Below are 23,000 nucleotides of genomic sequence, written 5' to 3' on the forward strand. Positions count from 1 at the left end.
AGAGATCATCAGTACCGCGCTTCGCGAGAAGCCCGAGCTTTCCTTGAGCCCGCCTACGGGCTCAACCCCTGTGCATGTACTCGAGGATCTCGTTCGCAAGCATCATGGAGAAGGCCTCTCCTTCGCCAAGGCTTCGCTGTTCAACATGGATGAATATCTTGGCCTCGGCCGCAACCACCCTCAGGGCTATTACCACTTCCTCGACGAGCTGCTCTACAGCCAGGTCGATGTAGACCGCGCACGCACCTTTGCGCCTGACGCACTCGACCCCGTCCCAGAGCACGCAGCCGCTGCATACACAAAGCTCATCCAGGATGCCGGTGGGTTCGACCTCATCTTCCTCGGCATCGGGCGCGACGGGCACATCTGCTTCAACATGCCTGCCGATAGCCTGCACCCTTATACGCATCTCGAACGCCTGAGCGAGAAGACGGTTGCCGGCAGCGCCCATAGCATCTCGCAGGGACGGCTCGGCAACGCGTGGCTTCGTGGGCACTGTACATGCACCGGATCATCTTGACGGGACGGCTCCCTGAACGCACATGTCGGAGTCGTCCCGTGCTAGCAATCGCATCCGTTGTGAACTTCTTTCTCGATATCTCAATATTTCACAGTTTCACACTTTGATAAGCGTTGCTTTGTGTTATTGTCAACCTAGTAGAGGCCCTATGGTAAGGGAGGCCACATGGAATCGTTCCTCAGCTTCAAGCCCCAAAACGATGACTGCGATTTCGAGCGCATAGATAGGCTCCAGCACCGTATGGAGCACCGCACGCCCACCATCTGCCCCGAGCGCGCGGAGATCATCACCAAGAGCTACCAGGAGACCGAGGGCGAGCCGATCGTGATCCGCCGCGCCAAGGCACTCGATGCGATCCTGTCCCAGATGACCATCTACATCGAGCCCGACTCGCTCATCGTGGGCAACCAGGCGAGCAAGAACTTCGCCGCCCCGATCTTCCCGGAGTACTCGTTCAACTGGGTTATCGATGAGCTCGACGAGTTCGAGCATCGTCGCGGGGACATGTTCCATATCACCGAGGACACCAAGGACCGCCTGCGCGCGCTGCAGCCCTACTGGCAAGGCATCACCCACGAGGACGAGGTCCTGCGCAATCTCCCCGAGATCAACTTCAAGGCCGAGAAGCAGGGCGTCCTCCACCGTGGGGGCATCTCGATGTCCGGCGACGGCCACATCATCCCCAATCATGACTTCGTGCTCGAGCACGGCTACGGCGGATTCGTGAAGATCGCCCAGGAGAAGCTCGAGAAGCCTGATCTCACCCAGGAGCAGCGCGACTTCTACGAGGCGGCGATCATCGCCAACAACGCCGCGCTCAGCTATATCAAGCGGTTCTCCAAACTCGCCTTCGAGGACGCCGAGCGCGAGACCGATCCCAAGCGCAAGCAGGAGCTCGAGTTCATCGGCAAGACGTTCGCGACCTTCATGGAGGGCGGCGCCCGCAACTTCTACGAAGCCGTTGAGTGCGTCTACCTCACCCACACGCTCATGATGATCGAGTCCAATGGGCACTCGTTCAGCTTTGGCCGCTTCGACCAGTACGTCTGGCCCTACTACCAGGCCGATATAGAAGCCGGTAAACTTACCCGCGAGAAGGCGCTCGAGATCATCACGCACTTCTTCATCATGACCAACAGCCTGAACAAGATTCGTCCCTGGGGTCATACCCAGTACAGCTGCGGCTATCCGCTCTACTCGAACCTCATGGTGGGCGGCATGCGGCCCGACGGTACCGATGGCACCAATGACCTGAGTTACCTCTGCCTCGAGGCCATGAACCAGAGCCGCCTGCCCGAGCCCAACCTGTCGGTGCGCTTCTCCAAGCACACCCCGCATTCCCTCATCAAGGATGCCGCGCGCCTCATCCGCAAGGGCTACGGCATGCCCTCCATGTTCTGCGACGAGGTCGTCATCCCCGCGATGCTCACGCTCGAGGGCGTCGATGAGTCCGTCGCTCGCGATTACGCGTCCATGGGCTGCGTCGAGACCGCCATCCCGGGCCGTTGGGGCCACCGCGCCACGGGCATGACCTATATCAACTTCGGCAAGATCCTGGAGATCATCCTCAACAACGGCTGCGACCCCGAGACCGGCATCCAGCTCTTCAGCGTGAACGGCGAAGAGGGCACCGAGGTCGAGTACCGCGACTACGACGAGCTCTGGAAGGAATGGTGCTGGGCGCTTGACTTCTACATGAAGCTCGCCGTCGACTGCGACAAGGTCTGCGACCGCTCGCTTAAGTACCACGACGCCGACGCCTTTGCCAGCTGCACCATCAACTATGTGCTCGAGCGCGGCAAGACGCTTAAGAACGGCGGCTCCGAGTACGATTACGTGAGCCAATCCAACATCGGCATGAGCGTGGTAGGCGACTCGCTCGCCGCGGTGAAGAAGCTCGTCTTCGAGGACAAGGAGCTCACCCTCGATGAGCTGCGCCGTGCCATGCACGATAACTTCGAGGGACCCGAGGGCGCACGCATCCGCAAGATGTGCCGCAACGTCCCCAAGTTCGGCAACGACGATGACTACGTCGATCCCATCGTGGCTGATGTGTACGAAAGCTACCTCGCACTCATCCCCAACTACTCGACCGACCGTGCCGGCGAGGGTCCCATCGGTTGCCGCTACTCGATGTCGACGAGCAACATCACAAGCTACGTGCCCAACGGCTTCGACGTGGGCGCCACGCCCGACGGCCGCCTTGCCGGCAAGCCGCTCAACGAGGGTTGCTCGCCCTGCCTCGGTGCCGACCATAACGGCCCCACCGCGGTGATCAACTCGGTCTCCAAGCTCCCCAACAAGCGCATGGCCGGTGGCCAGCTGCTCAACATGCGTTTTGCGCCCGGTTCGCTCGCCGGCGAGGATAACCTGGAGAAGTTTACCAACTTCATCGAGACGATGCGCTACAAGAACATCTTCCACAACCAGTTCAACGTCCTCGATACCGAGACCATGCGCGATGCTCAAAAGCACCCCGAGGACCACATGGACCTCATGGTGCGCGTAGCCGGATACTGCGCGCTGTTCAACACGCTCATGCCAGAGACCCAGGATGCCATCATCGAGCGTACCGAGCTCTCGCTCTAGGAACCGCCGAGTAGCCATGGTTCCAGGGGCCTTGGTGGCCCCGTTCCCGGCGACCCACCTTCCTGGCAGCCCGTCTTCCTCCTTTGGACGGGCTGCCTCTTGCCCTCGATTGGAGTTCCCATGGCAGACGAACGACCGCATGCCGACAAACAACCGCACGCCCCGGCAGGCGCCCCGTTGCTCGACGCGGCATACGGGCACGATCCGGTGGGCTTGGTGATGAATATCCAGAGTTACTCGACCAAGGACGGACCGGGCATACGGTCCACGGTGTTCATGGTTGGGTGCAACCTGCGCTGCCTGTGGTGCTCGAATCCCGAGAGCATGTACCCGGGCAAGAAAGTCATGTACCATGCGAACCTCTGCCATCGCTGCGGGGCATGCGCGCAACACGCCCGTCCCGCCGGCAGCATCACGGTTGCAGAGGATGGCTGTACCATCGACCGCGGCAACATCGAGAACCTCTTCGAGCTCCCTGATGTTTGCAACTTTGACGCCTATGAGCTCAAGGGGCGGGAGATGCGTGCGAGCGAGGTCGCATCCAAGCTGCTGCGTGACAAGGCATTCTACGAGACAAGCGGAGGAGGGGTGACCTTTTCCGGCGGTGAGTGCCTTATGCAGGCAGATTTCGTGCGCGCGGTAGCAGAGCGACTGCACGCCGAGGGAATCCAGATCGCGCTAGACACCGCAGGACTATGGGACTATGACCGCATGCGCCCTGTGCTGGACCTCGCGGACCTCGTGCTCTACGACATCAAAGCCTGGGATCCTGAGATCCACCGGCGCTGCACCGGACAGGGCAACGCCAGGATACTCGAGAACGCCCGCCGGCTCGCCGCGGATGGACATGAGCTCATCGTCCGCCTCGTGGTCGTGCCCGGTTACAACGACGAGCGCGGCGATGTCGAGCGCCGTCTGGATTTCATCTCGAGCTTGGGCAGCGCGGTACGGCAGGTTGACGTCTTGAAGTATCATAAACTCGGATTAGGGAAGTACCGCGACCTCGGGCTCGAGTATCCAATCCCAGACGTCCCGGAACCAACCGACCAGGACGTGCAGTGGATACTCGACTACGGTAGGGAGCTTGGGCTCACCATGACGGTAAGCGGCTGAGGAGTCTTCGATGAACGTAACGGAACGCCGGATGAGCATCTTCGCGACACTCGAGGAAGAGGGCGTCGCGGACATCAAGGAGCTCGCCGAGCGCTTCGACGTTTCGACTATGACCATCCGACGCGACCTGAGGCTCTTTGAGCAGCAGGGGCTCGTCACCATGAACTACGGCGGAGCCTACCTCAATCGCGAGGCGCAGAACCGCGAGCCCAGCTTCGCTGCAAAGACGAGCTTGCAGGTCACCCAGAAGCAGGCTATCGGCCAGCTCGCGGCGGGCACGGTCCACGACGGCGAGAGCATCATCATCGACTGCGGGACCACGCCTCTGCAGGTGCTGCGCCATATCACCGCCCGCAACGTGACCGTCTTCACCAACTCCCTGCCCGTGGCAAACCTTGTGTTCGAGCGCGATGACCTCGAGATCATCTTCGTGCCGGGACGCTACTCCAAGGTGTCCGCAGGAGCCATCGGCGACCTCGCGATCGAGTTCTACCATACGATCCATGTGGACAAGGCGTTCTTGGGCGGACACGCCTGCACCGTCGAGGACGGCGTCATGCAGCCCACCATCGAGGATGCCACCGTCAAGCGCGCGATCATGGCCGCCGCAGACGACACCTACCTCGTCATCGACTCCACGAAATTCGGCGAGCGAGCGCTCGCAGGCAACGCACGGCTCGACGAATACGACCATGTGGTCACCGACGGGCTGGTCGATCCGGCTTACCTCGAACGCTTGAAGGCAGCCTGCCGCGATATCATGGTCGCCCCCATGGGGAGCGCGCGTGGCAAGGCGGAATTGTGATACGAGCGTTGCGAGCCGTCGAAAGGGGCAGCCATGCATGACGTGGGAATGAACATGGGGCAGCTTGCCATGAGCGTGAAGCAGGTCGATGAATCCGTTGCCCTCGCACGCGACTGGACCCACAGCCTGCTCCATGCGACCGAGGCATACGACATGCCCCGCATCGGCAAGAAGCTGCAAGCGGCGCTCGCAGCGCTCGACGAAGCTCGCGAGGCGCTTGGGGGCTATGAGGATGCCATCGAGGCGGACCACAACGCGGTCGGCACCGTTAAGCTGGTGTGATATGGGCGCTTCGCATGCGTCGAGCGAACTCGTCCGCTTCTCCATCGCTATGCCGGCAGACCTGCTGGAGGCGTTCGACACGCAGATCGCGCGCAGGGGAGACGGCGCGAACCGCTCCGAGGCCATCCGCGACCTCATCCGCTCATCGCTCGTCAAGCAGGAGCTGCGCACGCCCGATGCCCAGGTCATTGGATCGCTTACCATGATCTACGACCACCACACCGGGGATTTGACCCGCCGCCTCGACGAGATCCAGCATGACTACACCACCGAGATCGTCTCGACGATGCATGTTCATCTCGACCATCACAACTGCCTCGAAATCCTGGCATTGCGCGGCAAGGGCAAGCGCGTCTACGAGCTCGCCGACAAGCTGCTGGGCCTGCGCGGCGTGAAGCACGGCGAGCTCACATGCGCGGCCACGGACCAGAGCCTCGAACGCTAACTGGCGGCTATGCCACGGGTGCGCATACACATCACCGGTATCGTGCAGGGCGTGGGCATGCGCCCCTTCGTGTACCGCGAGGCCATTGCCTCGGGTATCGGCGGCTCTGTTTTGAACGCGACCGACGGCGTGCACATCGATGCGTTCGCCCCGCAAGACCAACTCGACGCGTTCGTTGAGGCCCTTAGCGCCCACGCGCCCGCAGCAGCTCGCATCGACCGCATCGACGTCCAGCCCTGCCCTGATGAAGACGACCGAATTACGGGATTCTCCATCGTCGCCTCAGACGACGAAGGCGCCCGCACGACCCTGGTCTCGCCCGATATCGCCACCTGCCCGGACTGCTTGCGCGAGCTTTTCGACCCGACGGACCGTCGCTACCACTACCCTTTCATCAACTGCACCAACTGCGGGCCGCGCTATACCATCATCGAAGCGCTGCCCTACGACCGGCCGCTTACCTCTATGGGGATGTTCCCCATGTGCGCGCAATGCGCCGCCGAGTATGCCGACCCGCTCGACCGGCGCTTCCACGCCCAACCGGACGCCTGCTTCGATTGCGGGCCGCACATCACCTGGCGCACCGCTCATGACGCCGGCGCGCTTGTGGGTGCCACGCGCGAGGATAGCGACGCGATCATTGAGCGCTGTTGCGAGCTACTGCGCTCGGGCGACATCGTCGCGATCAAGGGACTCGGCGGGTTCCACCTCGCCTGCGACGCCGCGAATGAGGACGCCGTGCGCGCGCTGCGCCTCCGTAAGCGGCGACCGCGCAAGGCCCTCGCCATCATGGTCCGCGACCTGTCGCAAGCAAGCAGGCTGTGCCGCATCGACGACACGGAGCTCGCTCTGCTCACCGGGTCCATACGACCTATCGTCCTGTTGCGACGCAAGCCCGGTGGCGCGCTGCCCCTCGCCCCGTCCGTAGCGCTCGACCTCCCGGAACTCGGCGTCATGCTCCCCTACACGCCGCTCCAGCACCTCATCATGGCATCTTTCGGCAGCCCTATCGTCATGACCAGCGGCAACGTGAGCGGCGAGCCCATCGAGATCGACGACGGCGCGGCGTGGGAGCGCCTCGTCGCGTCCGGCATCGCCGATGCACTGCTCGGTAACGACCGTAAGATCCGCGCCCGCTTCGACGACTCCGTTGTTCGTGTGGTCACGGCACCCGAACCGACGGCTCTCCCCGTGCGACGCGCGCGCGGCTATGCGCCCCGGCCGCTCGAGCTGCCTGCCACCGGGGGCGATATACCCACCGTTCTCGCGTGCGGCGCCGAGCAGAAGGCCACCTTAGCCTACGCGCGCAAGGACGCTGACGGCCGCTTGCGCTGCTTTGTCTCCCAGCACATCGGCGACGTGGGGCACGCACCAACGCTCGATGCATGGCATGAGGCACGCGAGCACATGGCTCGGCTCTTCGACCTCGCCCCCCAGGCGATCGCCTGCGACCTGCATCCCAGCTTCCTTACGAGCCTCTGGGCGCGCACGGAGGCAAGACGGCTCGCGTTGCCGCTCATCGAGGTCCAGCATCACCATGCGCACATCGCGTCGGTCATCGCGGAAAAGGCGGCGCTGGGCGTGATCGATCCCTCCGCGCATGTGGTGGGCATCGCCTTCGACGGCACCGGCGCCGGCAGCGACGGCACGATCTGGGGCGGGGAGTTCCTCATAGCCGACCTTGCCTCCTTCAAGCGAGCCGCCCACCTTGCCCCCTGGCCGCTCCCCGGCGGCGAGGCAGCCGTTCGAGACCCTAAACGCTGCGCCTATGCGCTGTTGCGCGAGCATGGCCTGCTCGATCACCCCGGAGCATCGAACCTGTGCGACGCGCTTGGCACCAACCTCTGCGAGACCCTGGCTACCATGATCGATCACGGCATCAACTCCCCGCTCACCAGCAGCGCGGGCCGCTTTCTCGATGCCTGCGCGGCGATCCTCGGCATCTGCAGCACGGCAACCTACGAGGGCGAACCCGCCATCGAACTCGAAGCAGCGGCAAATCGCGCACGAAGACCGGACCACCCCGATCCGCCTGGAAGCGCGAGGCGAGACGGTAAATCCGATCCAAGCGGCTGCTGCTCGGCGAGCGACGGAGTACTCGCCCTGGATCCCGCACCGATGCTGCGCCTGTTGTTAGACGGCCTTGTTGCCGGCATCGACACCTGCGAACTCGCCTACGCGCTGCACGTTGAGCTCGCACGGATGACGGCGGAAGCCGCTTCAGCGCTCGCATCACAGACGGGAGTACGCACGGCGGCGCTTTCCGGCGGGGTCTTCATGAACCGCATCCTGCTCGAAGAGGTGCGCCGAAGGCTTGCTGCAACAGGCCTCAAGGTCCTCATCCCTTCGACCGTACCCGTAAACGACGGTTGCATCGCATATGGCCAGGCCGCAATTGCGTGCGCGCGCATCTCGCGCGGATCCCGAGATCGCGAACTCGACGAGTCCGCGTAACCAGCCGGTCATTTGCCGTAGCGCGGGTCTGAGAGTACCATCGATAGCCGGCCAACCAGAGGAGCACACCCATGTGTCTTGCAATTCCCGGTACGATTGTCCAAATAGACGGTTCCGATGCCACCCTCGATATGCTGGGCGTCCGCCGATCGATCTCGCTCGCCCTCACGCCCGAGGCGAAGGTGGGTGATTGGGTGCTGGTCCATGCCGGCTTTAGCATCCAGATCGTCGACGAGCAGGAGGCGCGCCAAACCATCGAGCTCGTGCGCGAACTCGATGAGCTTGCACGCGAGGACATGCCTGGAAGCGACATAGAGGAAGCGGACCAAGGAGCCCCCGCCAGCGAAGGCAACCTCGCATGAGCGGCTTGAGCGCGGTAGGCACCGGCACCGCCCGCTTCGACCTCGGCGCCTTCAGGGATCCGGAACTCGTGCGCAGCCTCATCGCTCGCATCCAGCGCACGGCAGGAGAACGCGAGATCAATCTCATGGAGGTATGCGGCACGCACACCATGAGCATCGGGCGCTATGGATTTCGATCGGTCATGCCCACCGGGCTTCGCCTGCTTTCCGGCCCCGGCTGCCCGGTCTGCGTGACGGCCAATGGCGACATCGACCGCGCCATCGCGCTCTCACGCATACCTGGTGTAACCATCACCACCTTTGGCGACATGGTCCGCGTCCCTGGCAGCGCATCTTCGCTCGCGCGCGAGAAGGCGGCAGGCAGGGACATTCGCGTGGTCTACTCCCCGCGCGATGCGATCGAGCTCGCCAGCCGCGAACCCCAGCGCGAGGTTGTCTTCCTAGGCGTTGGATTCGAAACCACGACCCCCGCGATCGCCGCGTCCATCCTGGAGGCATGCGCGCGTGGAGTCGATAACTTCAGCGTGCTCAGCATGCACAAGACCACGCCGCCCGCGCTGCGAGCCATCGTCAACGACCCCGAGACCGCCATCGACGGCTTCATCTTGCCCGGCCATGTCTCGACTATCACGGGACTCGCCCCCTTCCGCTTCCTTGCCGAGGAGTACGGCATCCCCGGCGTGGTGACGGGATTCGAACCGGTGGACATCCTCGAGGGGATCGCGCTGCTCATCGACATGATCGAGCGAGGTGCGCCCGCCATAGAAAACGCCTACCGACGAGGCGCCTGCGACGAGGGCAACCAGACGGCCCGGCAAATCGCCGAGCGCGTGTTCGAGCCATGCGATGCCACCTGGCGCGGCCTGGGCGTGCTGCCCGCGTCGGGCATGCGCATCCGTGCGCGGTACAGCCGCTTCGACGCATGCGAGCGCTTCGCGGTCGAGATCGAGCCCACGCAGGAACCGCGAGGCTGTCGCTGCGGGGACGTCCTGCGCGGGGCCATCGCTCCGAGCTCCTGCCCGCTCTTCGATACCGCATGCACGCCCGAGCATCCCGTGGGTCCGTGCATGGTGTCGAGCGAGGGCAGCTGCGCGGCGTATCATACGTATCGTATCTAACGACGCACACGCCCTATCCCGAGCACGCACCGTGTCCCGGTGCGCCCGCTGCGACCCGCCGCGCCCCATCGTAGCCACATGACGTGAAGGCCGGAGAAGATGAGCATCAGGAGGTTCTCATGCACATGAGCGAGACCACCGTCCAGATGAGCCACGGCTCAGGCGGCCAGATGATGAAGCGCCTCATTGACGAGGTGTTCCTCGACGCCTTTGGTGCGCCCGAGCTGCACGCCGGCAATGACGCAGGAGTAGCCGAGCTACCGGCAACCGGACGCATCGCGCTGTCGACCGACACCTTCGTGGTCACGCCGCAGTTCTTTCCTGGAGGAGATATCGGAAGGCTAGCGGTCTCGGGCACCGTGAACGACGTTGCCACCTCGGGTGCGCGCGTGCGCTACCTTTCCTGCGGCTTCGTCCTCGAGGAGGGCTATCCGCTTGCCGACCTCAAGCGCATCTGCGCGAGCATGGCCTCCACGGCGCAAGAGGCGGGCGTGGCGATCATCACGGGCGATACCAAAGTCGTGGGCCGCGGTAAGGCTGATGGCATCTTCATCAACACCGCCGGCGTGGGCGAGGTGCCCGAGGGCGTCACGCTATCCGGGTCATCCTGCCAACCAGGAGATGTCATCTTGGTATCGGGCACCATGGGCGACCATGGCATCGCAATTCTCAGCACGCGCGAGGGGCTCTCGTTTACGACCGACATAGCAAGCGACGCAGCGCCGTTAAACCAGCTCGTCGCAGCCGTACTCGAAGCGGCACCGCACGCGCGCTGCTTCCGCGATCCCACGCGCGGCGGACTGGCAAGCACCTTGAACGAGTTCGCTCAAGCAAGCGGCGTCGACATCGAGCTGGACGAGGCGGCGGTCCCCGTTGACGCGCAGGTGCGCGCCGCGTGCGACATGCTCGGCTACGACCCCCTGCAGGTCGCCAACGAAGGCAAGATGGTCGCGGTGGTCCCCGCCGATGAGGCATCCGCATCGCTCGCAGCTATGCGCGCATCCCGCTATGGCGGACAGGCGGCGATCGTAGGCTCCGTCGTCGAGGCGCGACGCGCCGGCTCCCCTTGCGTGCGCGTGCGCACTGCCTGGGGGGCGGAGCGGGTCCTCAACATGGTCGTGGGCGAGCAGCTCCCCCGCATCTGCTAGGAGAATCCATGCGCTTCACGCACGTCATCTTCGATCTCGATGGCACCCTCCTCGACACGCTGGAGGATCTCGCCGCATCATGCAATATCGTATGCGCCCGCAACGGATGGCAGACGTTTCCCGTCGACGCTTATCGCTACAAGGTGGGCAACGGTATACCCAAGCTCGTCGAACGGATCATCCCCGCTGAGTACACCGGGATGAGCGAGGTATTCGAACGCACATTTGCCGAGGTCCTGCGTACCTATGGCGAGCACCGGGAAGACCATACCGCACCCTATCCCGGAATACCCGAGGCGCTCGACGCGCTGGCACGCGCGGGGGCTACGCTCGCGGTGCTCAGCAACAAGGACCATGAAGCCGTGGTCCCGCTCGTAAAGCACTTTTTTGGCAAAAGGTTCTCCCTGGTTCAGGGACGCATCGACGCCTTTCCTCCCAAGCCCGCGGCGCCCATGACCCTGCGCGTCATCGAGTCTCTCGGAGCACCGCGTTCGACGACCCTCTACGTTGGCGATAGCAGTGTGGACGTCGAGACGGGCCATAATGCCGCCCTTGCCGTCGCAGGCGTCACATGGGGCTTCCGCGGACGCGAGGAACTCGTGCAGGCGGGCGCGGATTACATCGTCGAGGATCCGGCGGAGCTCGAACGTATCGTTCGCGGGGCGTAAACCCCGCTGGCAAGGGGCGAATGCGTTCGGCTCCTCTACCTCGTGCCTACCCGCCAAAGATCCCCATCAAGGCGTAGTGCGAAGCCTCGTCCATCCACCACACGCCGTCGCCATCCTGCACGAAGACGAGCTCGACCGTGTAGTTCTGGGTCGGAATGCCCTCCACCACCTGCAAAAGAAGCTGGCCGCTGGCTTCGTAGAGCTCCTCTTCGCTTGTGATGGTCGCAGGATCCACGTTCTGCATCATGAGCTGGAACTGGTTTTGGAACTCGAGCACGATGTCATCGTAAGGCTTCACGGTCACCGTCACGCGCACGGTCGCCACGTCGCCGTCGACGTTCGCATCGCCTACCTCATAGCCAAAGCCATCGAGATACGCGTCGAGGAACTCATCCATGGTGATGCCGAGCGCCTCAAAGCTCTGGTCGCCCGACTCCTGGAGCGCTGCGATGATCTGGCCGTCGATCTCGTCGGGATCACCCAGGTACCAGTAGACGTCCGAGATGATGAGCTCTTCATCGGTGGGCAGGTAAGCCGCGTACACCGCCGCTTCCGCCTCGGCCTCGTCGTCCAGCCGCCATTCGTCACCAGAACGGCGATAGGAGAGCACGAACTCGCGCTCCTGCTCATCACCCGCGCTGTCACGGACGCCCTCGTGCTCCTCGACCGAGTCGATGAGCGGGCGGTGCGTCACGGTGACATCGACCGTTGCCGTGGTACCGTCCTCGGAAACCGTGACCCCGCCAACCTCATACGACGAATCGTCGAGCCACGCTTCGTAGGCATCGCTGCCCGGATGAGGATAGTTGCCGAGCGCGGCCAAGATGCTGTCCGCCTCATCGATGAGCGCGGAACCCTCGCCTGAAGCGGAATCCGCGTAGGCAGCCATGAGCTCGTTGGCATGGGCGGCTATGATCTCTTCCGGCTTCTCGCCGAAAACCGTTTGATAGGCAAAGAATCCGCCAACACCGAGCACCGCGAGGAGCGCAACGACGCCGAGCGCGATTGCGACGATCTTGCCTGCGGGCCGTTTGCGCGGCGCCTGTTGGGATGGCTGAGGGGACTGAGGGGAGGGCTGCTGCCCAGAAGCATAGCGGGGTGCCTGGTATGCATTTGGGGGCGTCTGCCCATAGGTCCCGTTGCCGCCCTGGCCATATGGCTGGCCTCCGCCCTGGCCGTACGGAGCTCGCCCATACGGAGCGGTACCGCCTGACGCAGGCGTGAAGCCGTCCATCACCTGGGAAGGCGGGGGCGTGGGCCGTTGCGCGGGCGGCACCGGCGAAAATGGGGTGGACGAGCCCGTCCCGGCCTGGGCCATGGGATTCCCACAGGCAGTGCAAAACGCCGATCCTTCAGGCACCGCGGCTCCGCACTTCGTGCAAAACATCTCGTCCCCCCATCCGTTCTACCTTGTCAAATACAGTAACGCCATGCAGCATGTGGCGCGCTGCGCATCAAGCTCACCGCGATTGCAGGCGCGGGGTTTAGGCGCGGGATTCTTACGCGCCGAAGAGAGCGTTGATCTCGCTCAGCGAGCTGGAGTCCATGGTCCACTCATCGCCATCTTTGGTGTAGTCGACCGTGAGGGTGTTTTGGGTAGCTTCGGTGTTCTGGACGGCCTCGATCAGCATGCTGCCAAGCTCCTGGTAGAGCTCCTCCTCGCTCGTAACAGCGCTCGCCTCCTCGGAATTGAGCCACTCGCCGAAATCGGTTTGGAGCGCGGACATGATGTCGTTGTAGGACTTGACCGTTATGGTCACCTCGGCCGTAGCGGTATCGCCATCGACGGTGATGTCGCCGATCTCATAGCCGAAGCCGTCAAGATAGGCAGTGGAGAACTCCTCGGCGGTAATGCCAAACGAATCGAGATCGTCGCCCACCGACTCTTCCAGACCGGCAGCCATCGCCTCGTCCAGCTCATCGATCTCGCCGAGCCTGGCTTCGAGATCTTCGCGAATGAGCTGTTCCGGATCGGTGCCGCCGCACCCGGCTAGAAACAGCGAAAACACCAGCGCGACCGCCATAAACGGCACCAACAAGAAACGCTTCTTCATGATTCCTCCCATAGCAGAAGAGTGGGGCATGTCCTCGAATACCTGGACGCGTCCCGGTCACCAAGGTATCCCGATTGTACCCAAGCGCCATTCCGGCAAGGCCTCGCCACGCGTTTCCATTCTGTGAACGCGCCGGTTTGCTCGGCAGGGATACATTAGCAGAGCCCTCGGGCTGCGGCACCCGAGGGCTTTGTCAAGCATCTTTCACCAGATAGCTAAATCGCTTACTGGGCCTTCACGCCATAGCGCTCGTAGTAGGCATCGAGCGCCGCCTTGATGTCGTCGTCGATCACCACGCGCCCGTCGATCTCCTTGCCGTAGAGTTCCTCGACGACCTCATCCATCGAGACGATCGACGCGACGGGGAAGCCATAGCGCTCCTGGATCTCCTGCTGCGCGGTCACCTTGCCGCCGCGGCCCACCTCCATGCGGTTGAGGCTCACGATAAGGCCCTTGACCTCGACATCGGCAGCTGCCTTGAGCTTGGGATAGGTTTCGTCGATCGACTTGCCCGAGGTGGTGACGTCCTCGACCATGACTACGCGGTCGCCATCCTTGAGCTCGTAGCCGAGCATGCCGCCCTTGTCGGCACCGTGATCTTTGACCTCCTTGCGGTCGGAGCAATACTTGACCTCTTTGCCGTACAGCTCATCGAGGGCGATGGCGGTCACGACGGAAAGCGGGATACCCTTGTATGCCGGGCCGAACACGACATCGAAATCAAGGCCGAAGTTATCGTGGATGGCCTGTGCGTAGTACTGGCCCAAACGCTTGAGCTGGGCGCCCGTGACATAAGCGCCGGCGTTCATGAAGAAGGGCGAGGTGCGCCCGCTCTTGAGCGTGAACTCGCCGAACTTGAGCACGTCGCTCTCGACCATGAACCTGATGAACTCCTGCTTGTACGCCTCCATGGACGCGCCTCCTCATTCTCTACCGCAGGCAGGACGCCTGGGATCTCGGCCTGCAACTAGCTTACCAGAACGCAGGGAGGCTTCGCGCACCGTCGCGCGCGCTGGAGCATATGGATAATCTTTGGGCAAGTGCTGGACAGACTGTTGATTACCGGCGAAACGGCATGCAACCGGGCTCCTCGCCGCTGGGAAGAGTATAATCTCCAAGGTTCAAGACATGATATCGCACGAATTATCGAGGATTCGCTGATGACCGAACGTCCCCATCCGCGCAGGGCAGAGGGAGGCCACGCGCATCGCAGCCAGACTTCTGCTCGCCGTACTCCCAGCGAGCGCCCGGCGAGCAGCACTCAGGCGCCCGAGCGGCAAGCCCATCGCCATGATGCTCGCATGACTCGACAACGCGACGCATCTCGGGAAGCCACCGGAATCACTTCCGAGGCGGAGCCCAAGCGGCCCCGCTCGCGCTACATTCCCGCGCTCGACGGCATCCGCACCTTCGCTGTCATCGCCGTGGTGCTCTATCACCTTAACTTCACCTGGGCACAAGGCGGCTTTCTAGGCGTCACGATGTTCTTCGTGCTCTCGGGCTATCTCATCACACGCCTACTCGTCGCCGAGTTCGAGCAGAGCCAATCCATCGACCTCAAGGGGTTCTGGATCCGCCGCGTGCGCAGACTCGTGCCGGCAACCGTCACGCTCGTGGTGGTCGTCGCCATTCTGTGCACCTTCTTCAACCACGTGATGCTCACCAAGATGCGCCCGGATATCGTCCCGTCGCTGTTCTTCTTCAACAATTGGTGGCAGATCCTGCAGAACGTCTCGTACTTCGATGCGCTGGGCGACCCCTCGCCCCTCACCCACTTCTGGTCCCTCGCCATCGAGGAGCAGTTCTACGTGGTGTGGCCGCTGCTGCTACTCCTCCTGCTTAAGGTGGGTGCCAGGAAACCAGCGGTGCGTCGCATCGCGCTCGTGCTCGCCGCGGCATCGGCCATCGCCATGGCGGTACTCTACGACCCCGCAGCCGATCCCAGCCGCGTGTACTACGGCACCGATACCCGTGCGTTCTCCATGTTGCTTGGCGCCTGGCTCGCCTTCATCCCGGAAGATTCGATGAGCCCCAGGCGCCTTTTGGGTGAGATCGGCCTTGGCAAACTGCTCCCGGGCGGCGGCGAGGAGGAGGGCTACGACGCCGAGCTTGAAGCCGCCAACGCCGCCACGCGCAGCAGCTACGTTGCCGAAGCCGCCCATAGCCGCGCTACCTCCGTGCGGGCAGCGCGCCGTCAAGGCTCCAGCACGCTCGCGCTCGATCTTCTGGGCATCGCAGCTATCGCCGGCTTGGTTGCCATGACCATCATGGCCAACGGCTACACCCCGTTCATGTACCGCGGTGGAACCGTGATCTGCTCGTTGCTCACCGTCGTCCTCATCGCCGCCTGCGTGCAGAGCAACGGCCTCCTTGCACGGGTGTTCTCGTTCGGTCCCCTTGTGTGGCTCGGCAAGCGTTCCTATAGCATCTACCTGTGGCACTATCCGCTACTCGCCCTCATGAACCCCGTCTCCAACATCAGCGCAACTCCGTGGTGGATGTACCTCATCCAGCTCGGGGTCGTTCTTCTCGCAGCCGAGCTTTCCTACCACTTCATCGAGACGCCGTTCCGCCATGGGGCGTTGGGCTCATTTATCGCCGACGTACGCACGGGAAGCGTGCGCATACCCGATTTCCTGCGCGGACATGCGATTACTACCGGTGCCGTTTCACTCGCGCTGATCCTCGCACTCGGCGGCATTGCATTCGTGCCCAGCACCTCTGCACTCAGCGCGGAGGGTGCCGATCTCATCGAAAACGGCGCCGCTGATTCCGGAAGCCCCGAAGACCAAGGAGACTCCGACGAGGCTGCAGCGCTTGCCGCCGAACCCGGCGATGCCACCGATGCGAACGAGGACGGCTTCCCCGATGGCGCCTACGACATCCTCATGATCGGCGACTCCGTTTCGCTCCGCTGCGTGGACACGTTCAACACGCGCTTTCCCCATGGACATATCGACGCCGCCAAGAGCAGGCAGTTCGGCACGGCGGCAGGCATCTTTCAGAGCTACGCCCAGCAGAACCTCGCCGGGCGCATCGCGGTGTTCGCCCTCGGCACGAACGGCTTGGTAACCGATAGCGCCATCGACGAGCTTATGGCTACGGTCGGCGACGAGCGCATCGTGGTGTTCATCACCACGCGCAGCCCTCGCCAGTGGGTCGCCGCGACTAACGAGGCGCTGAACGGTGCGGCGCAGCGCTACGACAATGTTCGCGTCATCGACTGGTATGGCTACAGCGAGGGCAGAAACGACCTCTTCGACGGCGACGGTACGCATCTCACCACGCAGGGTGCCGAGGAATACGTCAATCTCGTATACGAATGCGTCAAGGATGACCTGCCGTTCCGCTTCGAGGGCGCGGAGCGCGACCAGCGCGTGAATGAGATCAACACGCAGATTCAAAGCATGTTCGACCGCATGCGCGCCTATGAGAGGGACCGTATCGCTAACGGTGCCCCGCAGGAGTAGCCTTAGCGATAGCCACGGAAGGCGGCTGCTGCGACGATCCACCTGGGCAAACCGTTGCGAAAGCAAGGTGCAGCGAGACCGCGCCGTCGTGCACTGTGCACGTAAGCGCGGCCTTCTCGTGCCAGATGCATTTCATACCAGATGCGTTACCGCGAGGAACCGCTCGGCTTCCTCACGATAGAACCGCTGCTTTTCAGCCGTTACTCCTTCGAGCCCGTGTCCTTATCCTCGAACGTATAGCGGTCGTTCGAACCCAAAACGTGGATGTAATCTTTCACGAACGCCTTCACACCGGCTTCGGCAGCCATCTCCATCTGCATGTAGTTTGCCTTGGGGTTTTCCTCGAGCTTCGCGAGCACGGCGTCCTTTGCGACCTGGAACGCATCGGTGGCAACGTTCACCTTGTTGATGCCGCCGGCAACGGCGCGGCGCAGGTTCTCCTCGCCGGCACCGGAGCCACCATGCAGCACGAGGGGCATCTGGAGTGCAGCCTTGAGCTCTGCCAGGCGATCGAAGTCAAGCTTGGGCACGTATCCCTCAGGATACTGGCCATGTGCGGTGCCGATGGCAACGGCGAGCGCGTCGCAGCCGGTCTCCTGAACGAACTCCACCGCCTGTTCGACGTTAGTGTACATATCATCAGTGCGCCCGTCGCCTGCATCGGCCTGGCCCACGTGGCCGAGCTCCGCCTCAACGGAGATGCCCATGGCGTGCGCGGCGGTAACCACAAGCGCGGTGCGGCTCTTGTTCTCCTCGTAGCTCAGGGCAGACGCGTCGATCATGACGTTGGTGTAGCCGAGCTTCATGGCACGGACCTCGTCCTCCCACTTTCCGCCGTGATCGAGATTCAAAGCCACCGGCACGTTGGCGCGGCGCGCGATGTTCTGTACGATCGGAGCGATGTCCTCCATATGAGCGTGGTTGTTGATCTGTCCGATTCCCATCTGAATGATGATCGGCGAATGCTCTTCTTCTGCAGCGGCAATCGCACCGCGTACCATCTCCATATTGATGCAGTTAATCGCCATGACGGCGTAGTTGTGCTTGTTTGCGTGGTCGAGAATCGACTTCATGGTAACGAGCATGTTCCAACCTCTTTCTTCAGGCAGCATCTCCCGTGCCGCACACGGCCGCGATAGGTGGATCGCCCTCGCCTGCGCGCAGCATCCTTTCTCATCATGGCACGTTTTCACTCCCACGATGAAGTCATCGACAGGTTTCTCGGCAACGCCGCCCGATTCTCCGGTGAGCGCCGAACGTTGGAACCTCAGAAGATGACAATCCGGTTTCCATGCGAGCGACGCGCGCTTCCATGTTGCATTACGCAAAAACTGTGGGCAGGATTTAGCAAGAGAAGGAGCTCAGGAGGGGTCTCTCTTGCTAAAAGCTGCCCGCAGATTGCGGTCGACTGGGTAGGGACCTCAAGCGCGAGGCACGCCATAGCTGTCTAGGAGACGCGCAAGGGCGCCCGGTGCCTTGACGGTGCGGAAGTCGAAACGGATCAGCGCATCGCAAGCAGCCGTGAGAAGTGCCTCCCGCTGGCGCTCCTTCATCATTTTCCGCACGGCATCCCCTCCGTGACGGCTTGCAAACTGCCGATACTTCTCCTCACCGTCAGCCTCGAACGCTATCAACCTGCCATCAGGTGTCCGCCAGCTACCATCCACGCGAAACGGTCGATTGGGATCGAGCACGTTGGGGAGGACCGTCTGGAGGTCCGGCACGGCGAACCCCTCCTCGATCATGACGCCACGCGCCACGGACTCGCCACCACTTTCCGCACGCGCATCCGCATACTGCGCGACTCGTCGCGCCCCCCGGATGCCCGGCCGTCCGGCACCGTAGCGTTCCGTCAGCTCAACAAGGCGGGCATGCGGCCAGTCTCCCAGCCTGAGCGCGCCATCTGCTATCGCCAAGGCCTCCGGAAAGGGAGCTTCGCGCATGCAGTCAACCACCACGCGCTCCAACGACGCCACGCGAACCCCCATAACCCTGCGGTCTCCCTCAAGGGCCATCGGATGACGGACGACCAAACCTTTGCCTCCAGAATGCGACCCGTTTGGAACTGCTATGTGTATCCGGTCGAGGAGCTCGATAGATACCGGCAGTCCGTAGATGCATGCCGCTGAAAACGATGCAAAGACCCATCCTGGATGCACGTGCGCCAACGACCTGATGATTCGATACGGATGCGTCCAGGGATTGCTCTGCTCCCAGCACTCAGCCCGCGCAAATAAGCCTGGCGCTGGCTCGACAAGCATTCCGTTTCGAACGCGGGCCCTGCAAGCGCGCTGCGTCAGCTGATCCTTCGGGCAATACAGCAAACCTTGCTTCTCGAGGGGCGTCATCGATTCGAGTATACGGTTTGAAACTCTGGCGTGCATGGAGCCTCCCCGCGCGCTTCCCGTCCATTTGCGCAGGTTATCAGGTCAGTCCAACGCATCTCCAACGGCAATCTTTCCCCTTGCTTACCGATGCAGGCAGGTGGCCCCGTTTTTTCCTTGATGTGCTTTTGATGGCGGGCCGGTGCGCAAACGATTTGCTCACTTCCCTCACCCAACACGACCCTATGGACATCCGGTAAAGATAGCCATAGGTTCTAGAGCCTGAAAGCCCATCGAAAACTGCGGGCAGGATTTAGCATGAGAGACCCCTTCTGAGCCTCTCCTCTTGCTATTTTCCGCCCATAGATTGTTTCGGCTGAATGGCCGCGTTCCTGCTGAATGGCCAAGCTTCGGCTGAATGGCCAGGCTTTGGCTGATGGCCACATCAATGCTGAATAGCCCTTCGCTCCGGGCATACGGGTACCTCGTGGATTCACCCGAATGAACAAGCAGCAGCGTCACAGCACGAACATCACGACCGTGAGCACCGTGATAAGCACGATGGTCGCCCAGGTAAGAATGTTCCAGACGCGGCCGTTGCGGCACTCCCCCATGATGAGGCGGTCCTGGGCTATGAGGACGAGGAAGACGAGCAGCACCGGCAGCAGAACACCGTTGATGACCTGAGCGCTCATCATGATATCGAAGAGGTTCACGCCCGGCAGGATGACGAGCATCGCGGAGATGAGCACGATGCCCGTGATGAAGCCCCGGTACGCAGGCGCTTCCTCCCAGGTACGGTCCGCGCCGCGCTCCCATCCGAACGCCTCGCAGATCGCGCTGGAGGTCACTCCGGGCAAGACGCACGCCGCAAGGAAGCTCGCCGCCACCAGTCCGGCACCGAATAGGATGGTCGACCAGTGTCCTGCGATGGGCTCGAGGGCTTGGGCGGCATCGGCTGCGTCGGCAACCTCGATACCCGCTGGATGCAGCACCGTCGCCGTGGTGACGATGATGAACCAGGCGATGGCGCATGCAACCGCGGAACCCGTGACGGTATCGACGCGCTGCAGCGCGATACCGTCCTCATCGATGTTCTTATCGACGACATTGTTCTGAGCCAGAAATATCATCCAGGGCGCGATCGTGGTGCCGATAGTAGCGACGAGCAGCGATATGTAATCGGAATCCGGCAGCAGGCGCGGGGTCACCGTCGCAAGCCCGACCTCGCGCCAATCGGGCCCTACAAGAAAGGCAGCCGCTACATAGGTGATGAAAACGCAGCTTACCAGCAGCAAGATCTTCTCGATGCGCTGAAAGCTACCGCTCATGGTGATGAGCCAGATGATGAGCCCCACAAGCGGAACAGAAATAGCAGCCGGAACGCCGAACAGCGCCAGGCCGCTCGCAATGCCCGCGAACTCGGAGATGGTAACGGCCGTGTTGGCAATAAGAAGCGCCCCCATCGCGAGCGCCGAGAGCCGAACGCCGAAGCGCTCGCGGATGAGCGAGGCGAAGCCCTTGCCCGTAACGCAGCCGCAACGCGCCGCAGTCTCCTGGACCACGATGAGCAGCACCGCCATCACCGGAAGAATCCAAAGCGTGCCGTAGCCAAAATCAGCGCCAGCACTTGAATAGGTAGCGATTCCGCCTGCGTCGTTGCCCGCAAGCGCTGCAAGAAGCCCTGGCCCCATCGCGCCGAGCACCGCCATGAGGGTAAGCCTTCCCCGCCCTTCGCGCGCCATGGTCTACCCCGCCAGAACCGCGACGGAAACGGTGGCGGCGACGGCGTACAGCGCTCCCGCAATGAGCACCGCAAGCAGGCTCATCGCCGTGCCCGAGGTGTTCATGTCGTGCTCGTCGCGCCAGAACAGCGCTTTCAAGTAGACGACCGAGCTCGCAGCGCTCACGAGCACCGTCCCCGCCGCGCAGCCAAAGCATGCCGTGAACAGCCTGGCAGGCAGCGCTTGCTCGCCGCCGGTAAACGCCGCACCCACCATGAGCTGGCCGCAAAGAAACACCACGAGCGCGAGCACCACGCCTATAGCAGTCGTCTGCAGCAAGAATGCCACGTACGGCGCACCCTCGTGCTCGCGTTCGTCGTACTCGAGAAAGTAATTTCGCACGAAAGCCGAGAAGCGGCTGGCTGTGAGGAGCACCGCGGGCATGGCGCACATCGGGTAGATGAAGCGTTGCGAGCCAACGCCAAGCGAGCCCAAGAGCGCCGCGATGATACCCGAAGCGACCGCCCACACCAGAATCCAGTAATGGCGCCGCGCGAACCAAGACAGCACGTGCGTCGACTCGCCCTGCACGGCATCGCCTGAGCCAATGCCAGCGATCTGCAAGTCCTCCTCATGCTCCTCGGCGATGACGTCGAGAGCATCGTCGACCGTCACGATACCGAGCATATGCCGGTTCTCATCGCATACAGGCACGGCAACGAGGTCGTATTTCGCCATCTCGTCGGCCACTTCCTCCTGGTCGAGGTCGGGCGAAACCCACACGACATCACGGTATGCCAAGTCGCACAGCCGCTCCTCGCGATCGGCGACGATCAACGTGCGCAGGGAGAGCACGCCGGTGAGCGCCCCCGTGCCATCGAGCGTGTACACGTAGTAGACACTTTCGAAGTCCTCATCGAGCCGGCGAATGGCCTCGATGGCATCCTCGGCTGTATCAGTGGCAGACAGCGCCACGAACTCCGAGGTCATGATGCGGCCCGCCGTGCTCTCACCGTAGCCAAGCAGGTTTCGGATCGCGCGCTCCTCCTTGACGCCCATAAGGCGCAGGAGCTTCTCCGCCTTCTCGTAGTCGAGCTCCTCGATAAGGTCCGCAGCGTCATCGGGATCCATAAGGGCGAGCATCGAGGAGGCGTCCCGGTCGCTCATGCCCTCGAGGACCTCGGCAACAAGGTCGTCGTCATCGAATTCGCTGATTGCCTCTGCCGCTTGGGCGGTATCGAGCTGGGCGAACACCTGACCGCGCAGGCGCGGGTCGAGCTGCTCGATGATATCGGCGATGTCCGCGGGATGGAGCTCGTCGAGGGTCTTGTGCGACACGGAGAGCTTGATGGTCTGCGTACTGCGCTCGAGCAGGTCCATGTAGGACCAAGCGATGATCTCCTCCTCGAGCGGATGGCCGACCGCGCGCGCGATGCGCGCCGCAAAGCGCTCGAGGGCAGGATGCATGGCGCGGAGCAAGCCGCGCGCGCCGACCTCGGCACCGAGCAGGCGCAGCTGGTTCTCGCCGGAACTTGAAAGCTTGAGATCGTTTACGCGCACGACCTTGAGGCCCTGGGTGTCGACGATCTGCTTGTTGAGGATGTCGCGCGCGAGCAGGAGCTCATCGGGCTGCAAGAAGGAGAAGCGCACGTCCGTATCGCGCGTCTTAAGGTGAACGCCCTCATCGTCAACATGATCGACGTACTTGCGCCAGCTGATCATGAACGGAGTCTTGCCCGGTCCTTGGAAGGCAAGCGACGTAACATGGGGGAAAACCTCGCCCGTGGCGATGCCCAGGTCGTTCACCACGCCAAGGCGCTTCCCATCCACATCGAGCACGGGCAGTTTAAGCAGCTCGGAAAGGTAATTCATGGAGCCCTTCTTCCAGAGATCCCGGACTAGGCGTCCGGGTGCGAAGTATATC

At 62.7% G+C, this 23,000-nt stretch carries 19 protein-coding genes and 1 pseudogene; 12 read left to right on the top strand and 8 right to left on the bottom strand.

Going from position 1 to position 23,000, the window contains the following annotated elements; genetic code table 11:
• Positions 1 to 7 precede the first annotated feature (7 nt).
• The 11 genes from C1717_RS10995 to C1717_RS08815 all read left to right on the top strand — a co-directional run bounded on the left by C1717_RS10995 (position 8) and on the right by C1717_RS08815 (position 11,504).
• Positions 8 to 520 (top strand): 6-phosphogluconolactonase, encoded by a 513-nt coding sequence (locus tag C1717_RS10995; protein WP_425430945.1) that lies wholly within the window; start codon positions 8 to 10, stop codon positions 518 to 520.
• Between the two features lie 165 nt (positions 521 to 685).
• Positions 686 to 3,109, top strand: coding sequence for a glycyl radical protein (locus C1717_RS08770; RefSeq protein ID WP_102372807.1), 2,424 nt, complete (start codon positions 686 to 688; stop codon positions 3,107 to 3,109).
• A 120-nt stretch (positions 3,110 to 3,229) separates the two neighbouring features.
• Positions 3,230 to 4,222, top strand: coding sequence for a glycyl-radical enzyme activating protein (locus tag C1717_RS08775; protein ID WP_102372808.1), 993 nt, complete (start codon positions 3,230 to 3,232; stop codon positions 4,220 to 4,222).
• A gap of 10 nt (positions 4,223 to 4,232) precedes the next feature.
• Entirely contained in the window at positions 4,233 to 5,027 is a 795-nt protein-coding gene (locus C1717_RS08780) for a DeoR/GlpR family DNA-binding transcription regulator (protein WP_102372809.1), read from the top strand.
• A 33-nt stretch (positions 5,028 to 5,060) separates the two neighbouring features.
• Positions 5,061 to 5,309, top strand: a complete 249-nt coding sequence (locus C1717_RS08785) for a hypothetical protein (protein ID WP_102372810.1) — start codon at positions 5,061 to 5,063, stop codon at positions 5,307 to 5,309.
• A gap of 1 nt (position 5,310) precedes the next feature.
• Positions 5,311 to 5,754 carry a nickel-responsive transcriptional regulator NikR gene (gene nikR, locus C1717_RS08790; protein WP_102372811.1) on the top strand — a complete coding sequence of 148 codons (444 nt, stop codon included), beginning with the start codon at positions 5,311 to 5,313 and terminating at the stop codon, positions 5,752 to 5,754.
• A gap of 9 nt (positions 5,755 to 5,763) precedes the next feature.
• Positions 5,764 to 8,208, top strand: coding sequence for a carbamoyltransferase HypF (gene hypF / locus C1717_RS08795; RefSeq protein WP_102372812.1), 2,445 nt, complete (start codon positions 5,764 to 5,766; stop codon positions 8,206 to 8,208).
• 71 nt (positions 8,209 to 8,279) lie between these two features.
• Positions 8,280 to 8,570, top strand: coding sequence for a HypC/HybG/HupF family hydrogenase formation chaperone (locus tag C1717_RS08800; protein ID WP_102372813.1), 291 nt, complete (start codon positions 8,280 to 8,282; stop codon positions 8,568 to 8,570).
• Entirely contained in the window at positions 8,567 to 9,688 is a 1,122-nt protein-coding gene (gene hypD / locus C1717_RS08805; RefSeq protein WP_102372814.1) for a hydrogenase formation protein HypD, read from the top strand. The genes C1717_RS08800 and hypD overlap by 4 nt, the downstream gene beginning before the upstream one ends.
• Positions 9,689 to 9,813: 125 nt before the next feature.
• A complete protein-coding gene (gene hypE / locus C1717_RS08810) occupies positions 9,814 to 10,836 on the top strand; it encodes a hydrogenase expression/formation protein HypE (RefSeq protein ID WP_102373106.1) in 1,023 nt (340 codons plus the stop codon).
• An 8-nt stretch (positions 10,837 to 10,844) separates the two neighbouring features.
• Positions 10,845 to 11,504: an HAD family hydrolase gene (locus tag C1717_RS08815; RefSeq protein ID WP_102372815.1), complete on the top strand. Its 660-nt coding sequence runs from the start codon at positions 10,845 to 10,847 to the stop codon at positions 11,502 to 11,504.
• A gap of 46 nt (positions 11,505 to 11,550) precedes the next feature.
• Here C1717_RS08815 and C1717_RS08820 read toward each other — a convergent pair whose 3' ends face one another.
• The 4 genes and pseudogenes from C1717_RS08820 to pyrE form a co-directional block, all read right to left on the bottom strand.
• Complete coding sequence (locus C1717_RS08820; RefSeq protein WP_102372816.1) at positions 11,551 to 12,738, bottom strand: AsnC family protein; 1,188 nt, start codon at positions 12,736 to 12,738, stop codon at positions 11,551 to 11,553.
• A 90-nt stretch (positions 12,739 to 12,828) separates the two neighbouring features.
• A pseudogene (locus tag C1717_RS11000) lies at positions 12,829 to 12,891 on the bottom strand (zinc-ribbon domain-containing protein); the annotation flags it as partial.
• Positions 12,892 to 13,003: 112 nt separating this feature from the next.
• The gene (locus C1717_RS08825; RefSeq protein ID WP_102372817.1) at positions 13,004 to 13,558 is read right to left on the bottom strand and encodes a DUF5105 domain-containing protein; all 555 of its coding nucleotides are present in this window, start codon (positions 13,556 to 13,558) and stop codon (positions 13,004 to 13,006) included.
• A gap of 224 nt (positions 13,559 to 13,782) precedes the next feature.
• Entirely contained in the window at positions 13,783 to 14,469 is a 687-nt protein-coding gene (gene pyrE / locus C1717_RS08830) for an orotate phosphoribosyltransferase (protein WP_102372818.1), read from the bottom strand.
• 390 nt (positions 14,470 to 14,859) lie between these two features.
• Here pyrE and C1717_RS08835 point away from each other — a divergent pair, with 390 nt between their 5' ends.
• The gene (locus tag C1717_RS08835; RefSeq protein WP_102373107.1) at positions 14,860 to 17,028 is read left to right on the top strand and encodes an acyltransferase family protein; all 2,169 of its coding nucleotides are present in this window, start codon (positions 14,860 to 14,862) and stop codon (positions 17,026 to 17,028) included.
• Positions 17,029 to 17,228: 200 nt separating this feature from the next.
• Here C1717_RS08835 and C1717_RS08840 read toward each other — a convergent pair whose 3' ends face one another.
• The 4 genes from C1717_RS08840 to C1717_RS08855 form a co-directional block, all read right to left on the bottom strand.
• Positions 17,229 to 18,113, bottom strand: a complete 885-nt coding sequence (locus tag C1717_RS08840) for a class II fructose-bisphosphate aldolase (RefSeq protein WP_102372819.1) — start codon at positions 18,111 to 18,113, stop codon at positions 17,229 to 17,231.
• A gap of 336 nt (positions 18,114 to 18,449) precedes the next feature.
• Positions 18,450 to 19,004: a hypothetical protein gene (locus tag C1717_RS08845; RefSeq protein WP_146003688.1), complete on the bottom strand. Its 555-nt coding sequence runs from the start codon at positions 19,002 to 19,004 to the stop codon at positions 18,450 to 18,452.
• Positions 19,005 to 19,870: 866 nt separating this feature from the next.
• The gene (locus C1717_RS08850) at positions 19,871 to 21,097 is read right to left on the bottom strand and encodes an Nramp family divalent metal transporter (RefSeq protein WP_102372821.1); all 1,227 of its coding nucleotides are present in this window, start codon (positions 21,095 to 21,097) and stop codon (positions 19,871 to 19,873) included.
• A gap of 3 nt (positions 21,098 to 21,100) precedes the next feature.
• Positions 21,101 to 22,948 carry a magnesium transporter gene (locus C1717_RS08855; RefSeq protein ID WP_102372822.1) on the bottom strand — a complete coding sequence of 616 codons (1,848 nt, stop codon included), beginning with the start codon at positions 22,946 to 22,948 and terminating at the stop codon, positions 21,101 to 21,103.
• Positions 22,949 to 23,000 lie beyond the last annotated feature (52 nt).

The sequence above is a fragment of the Enorma phocaeensis genome (genome assembly GCF_900186505.1).
Lineage (GTDB): Bacteria > Actinomycetota > Coriobacteriia > Coriobacteriales > Coriobacteriaceae > Enorma > Enorma phocaeensis.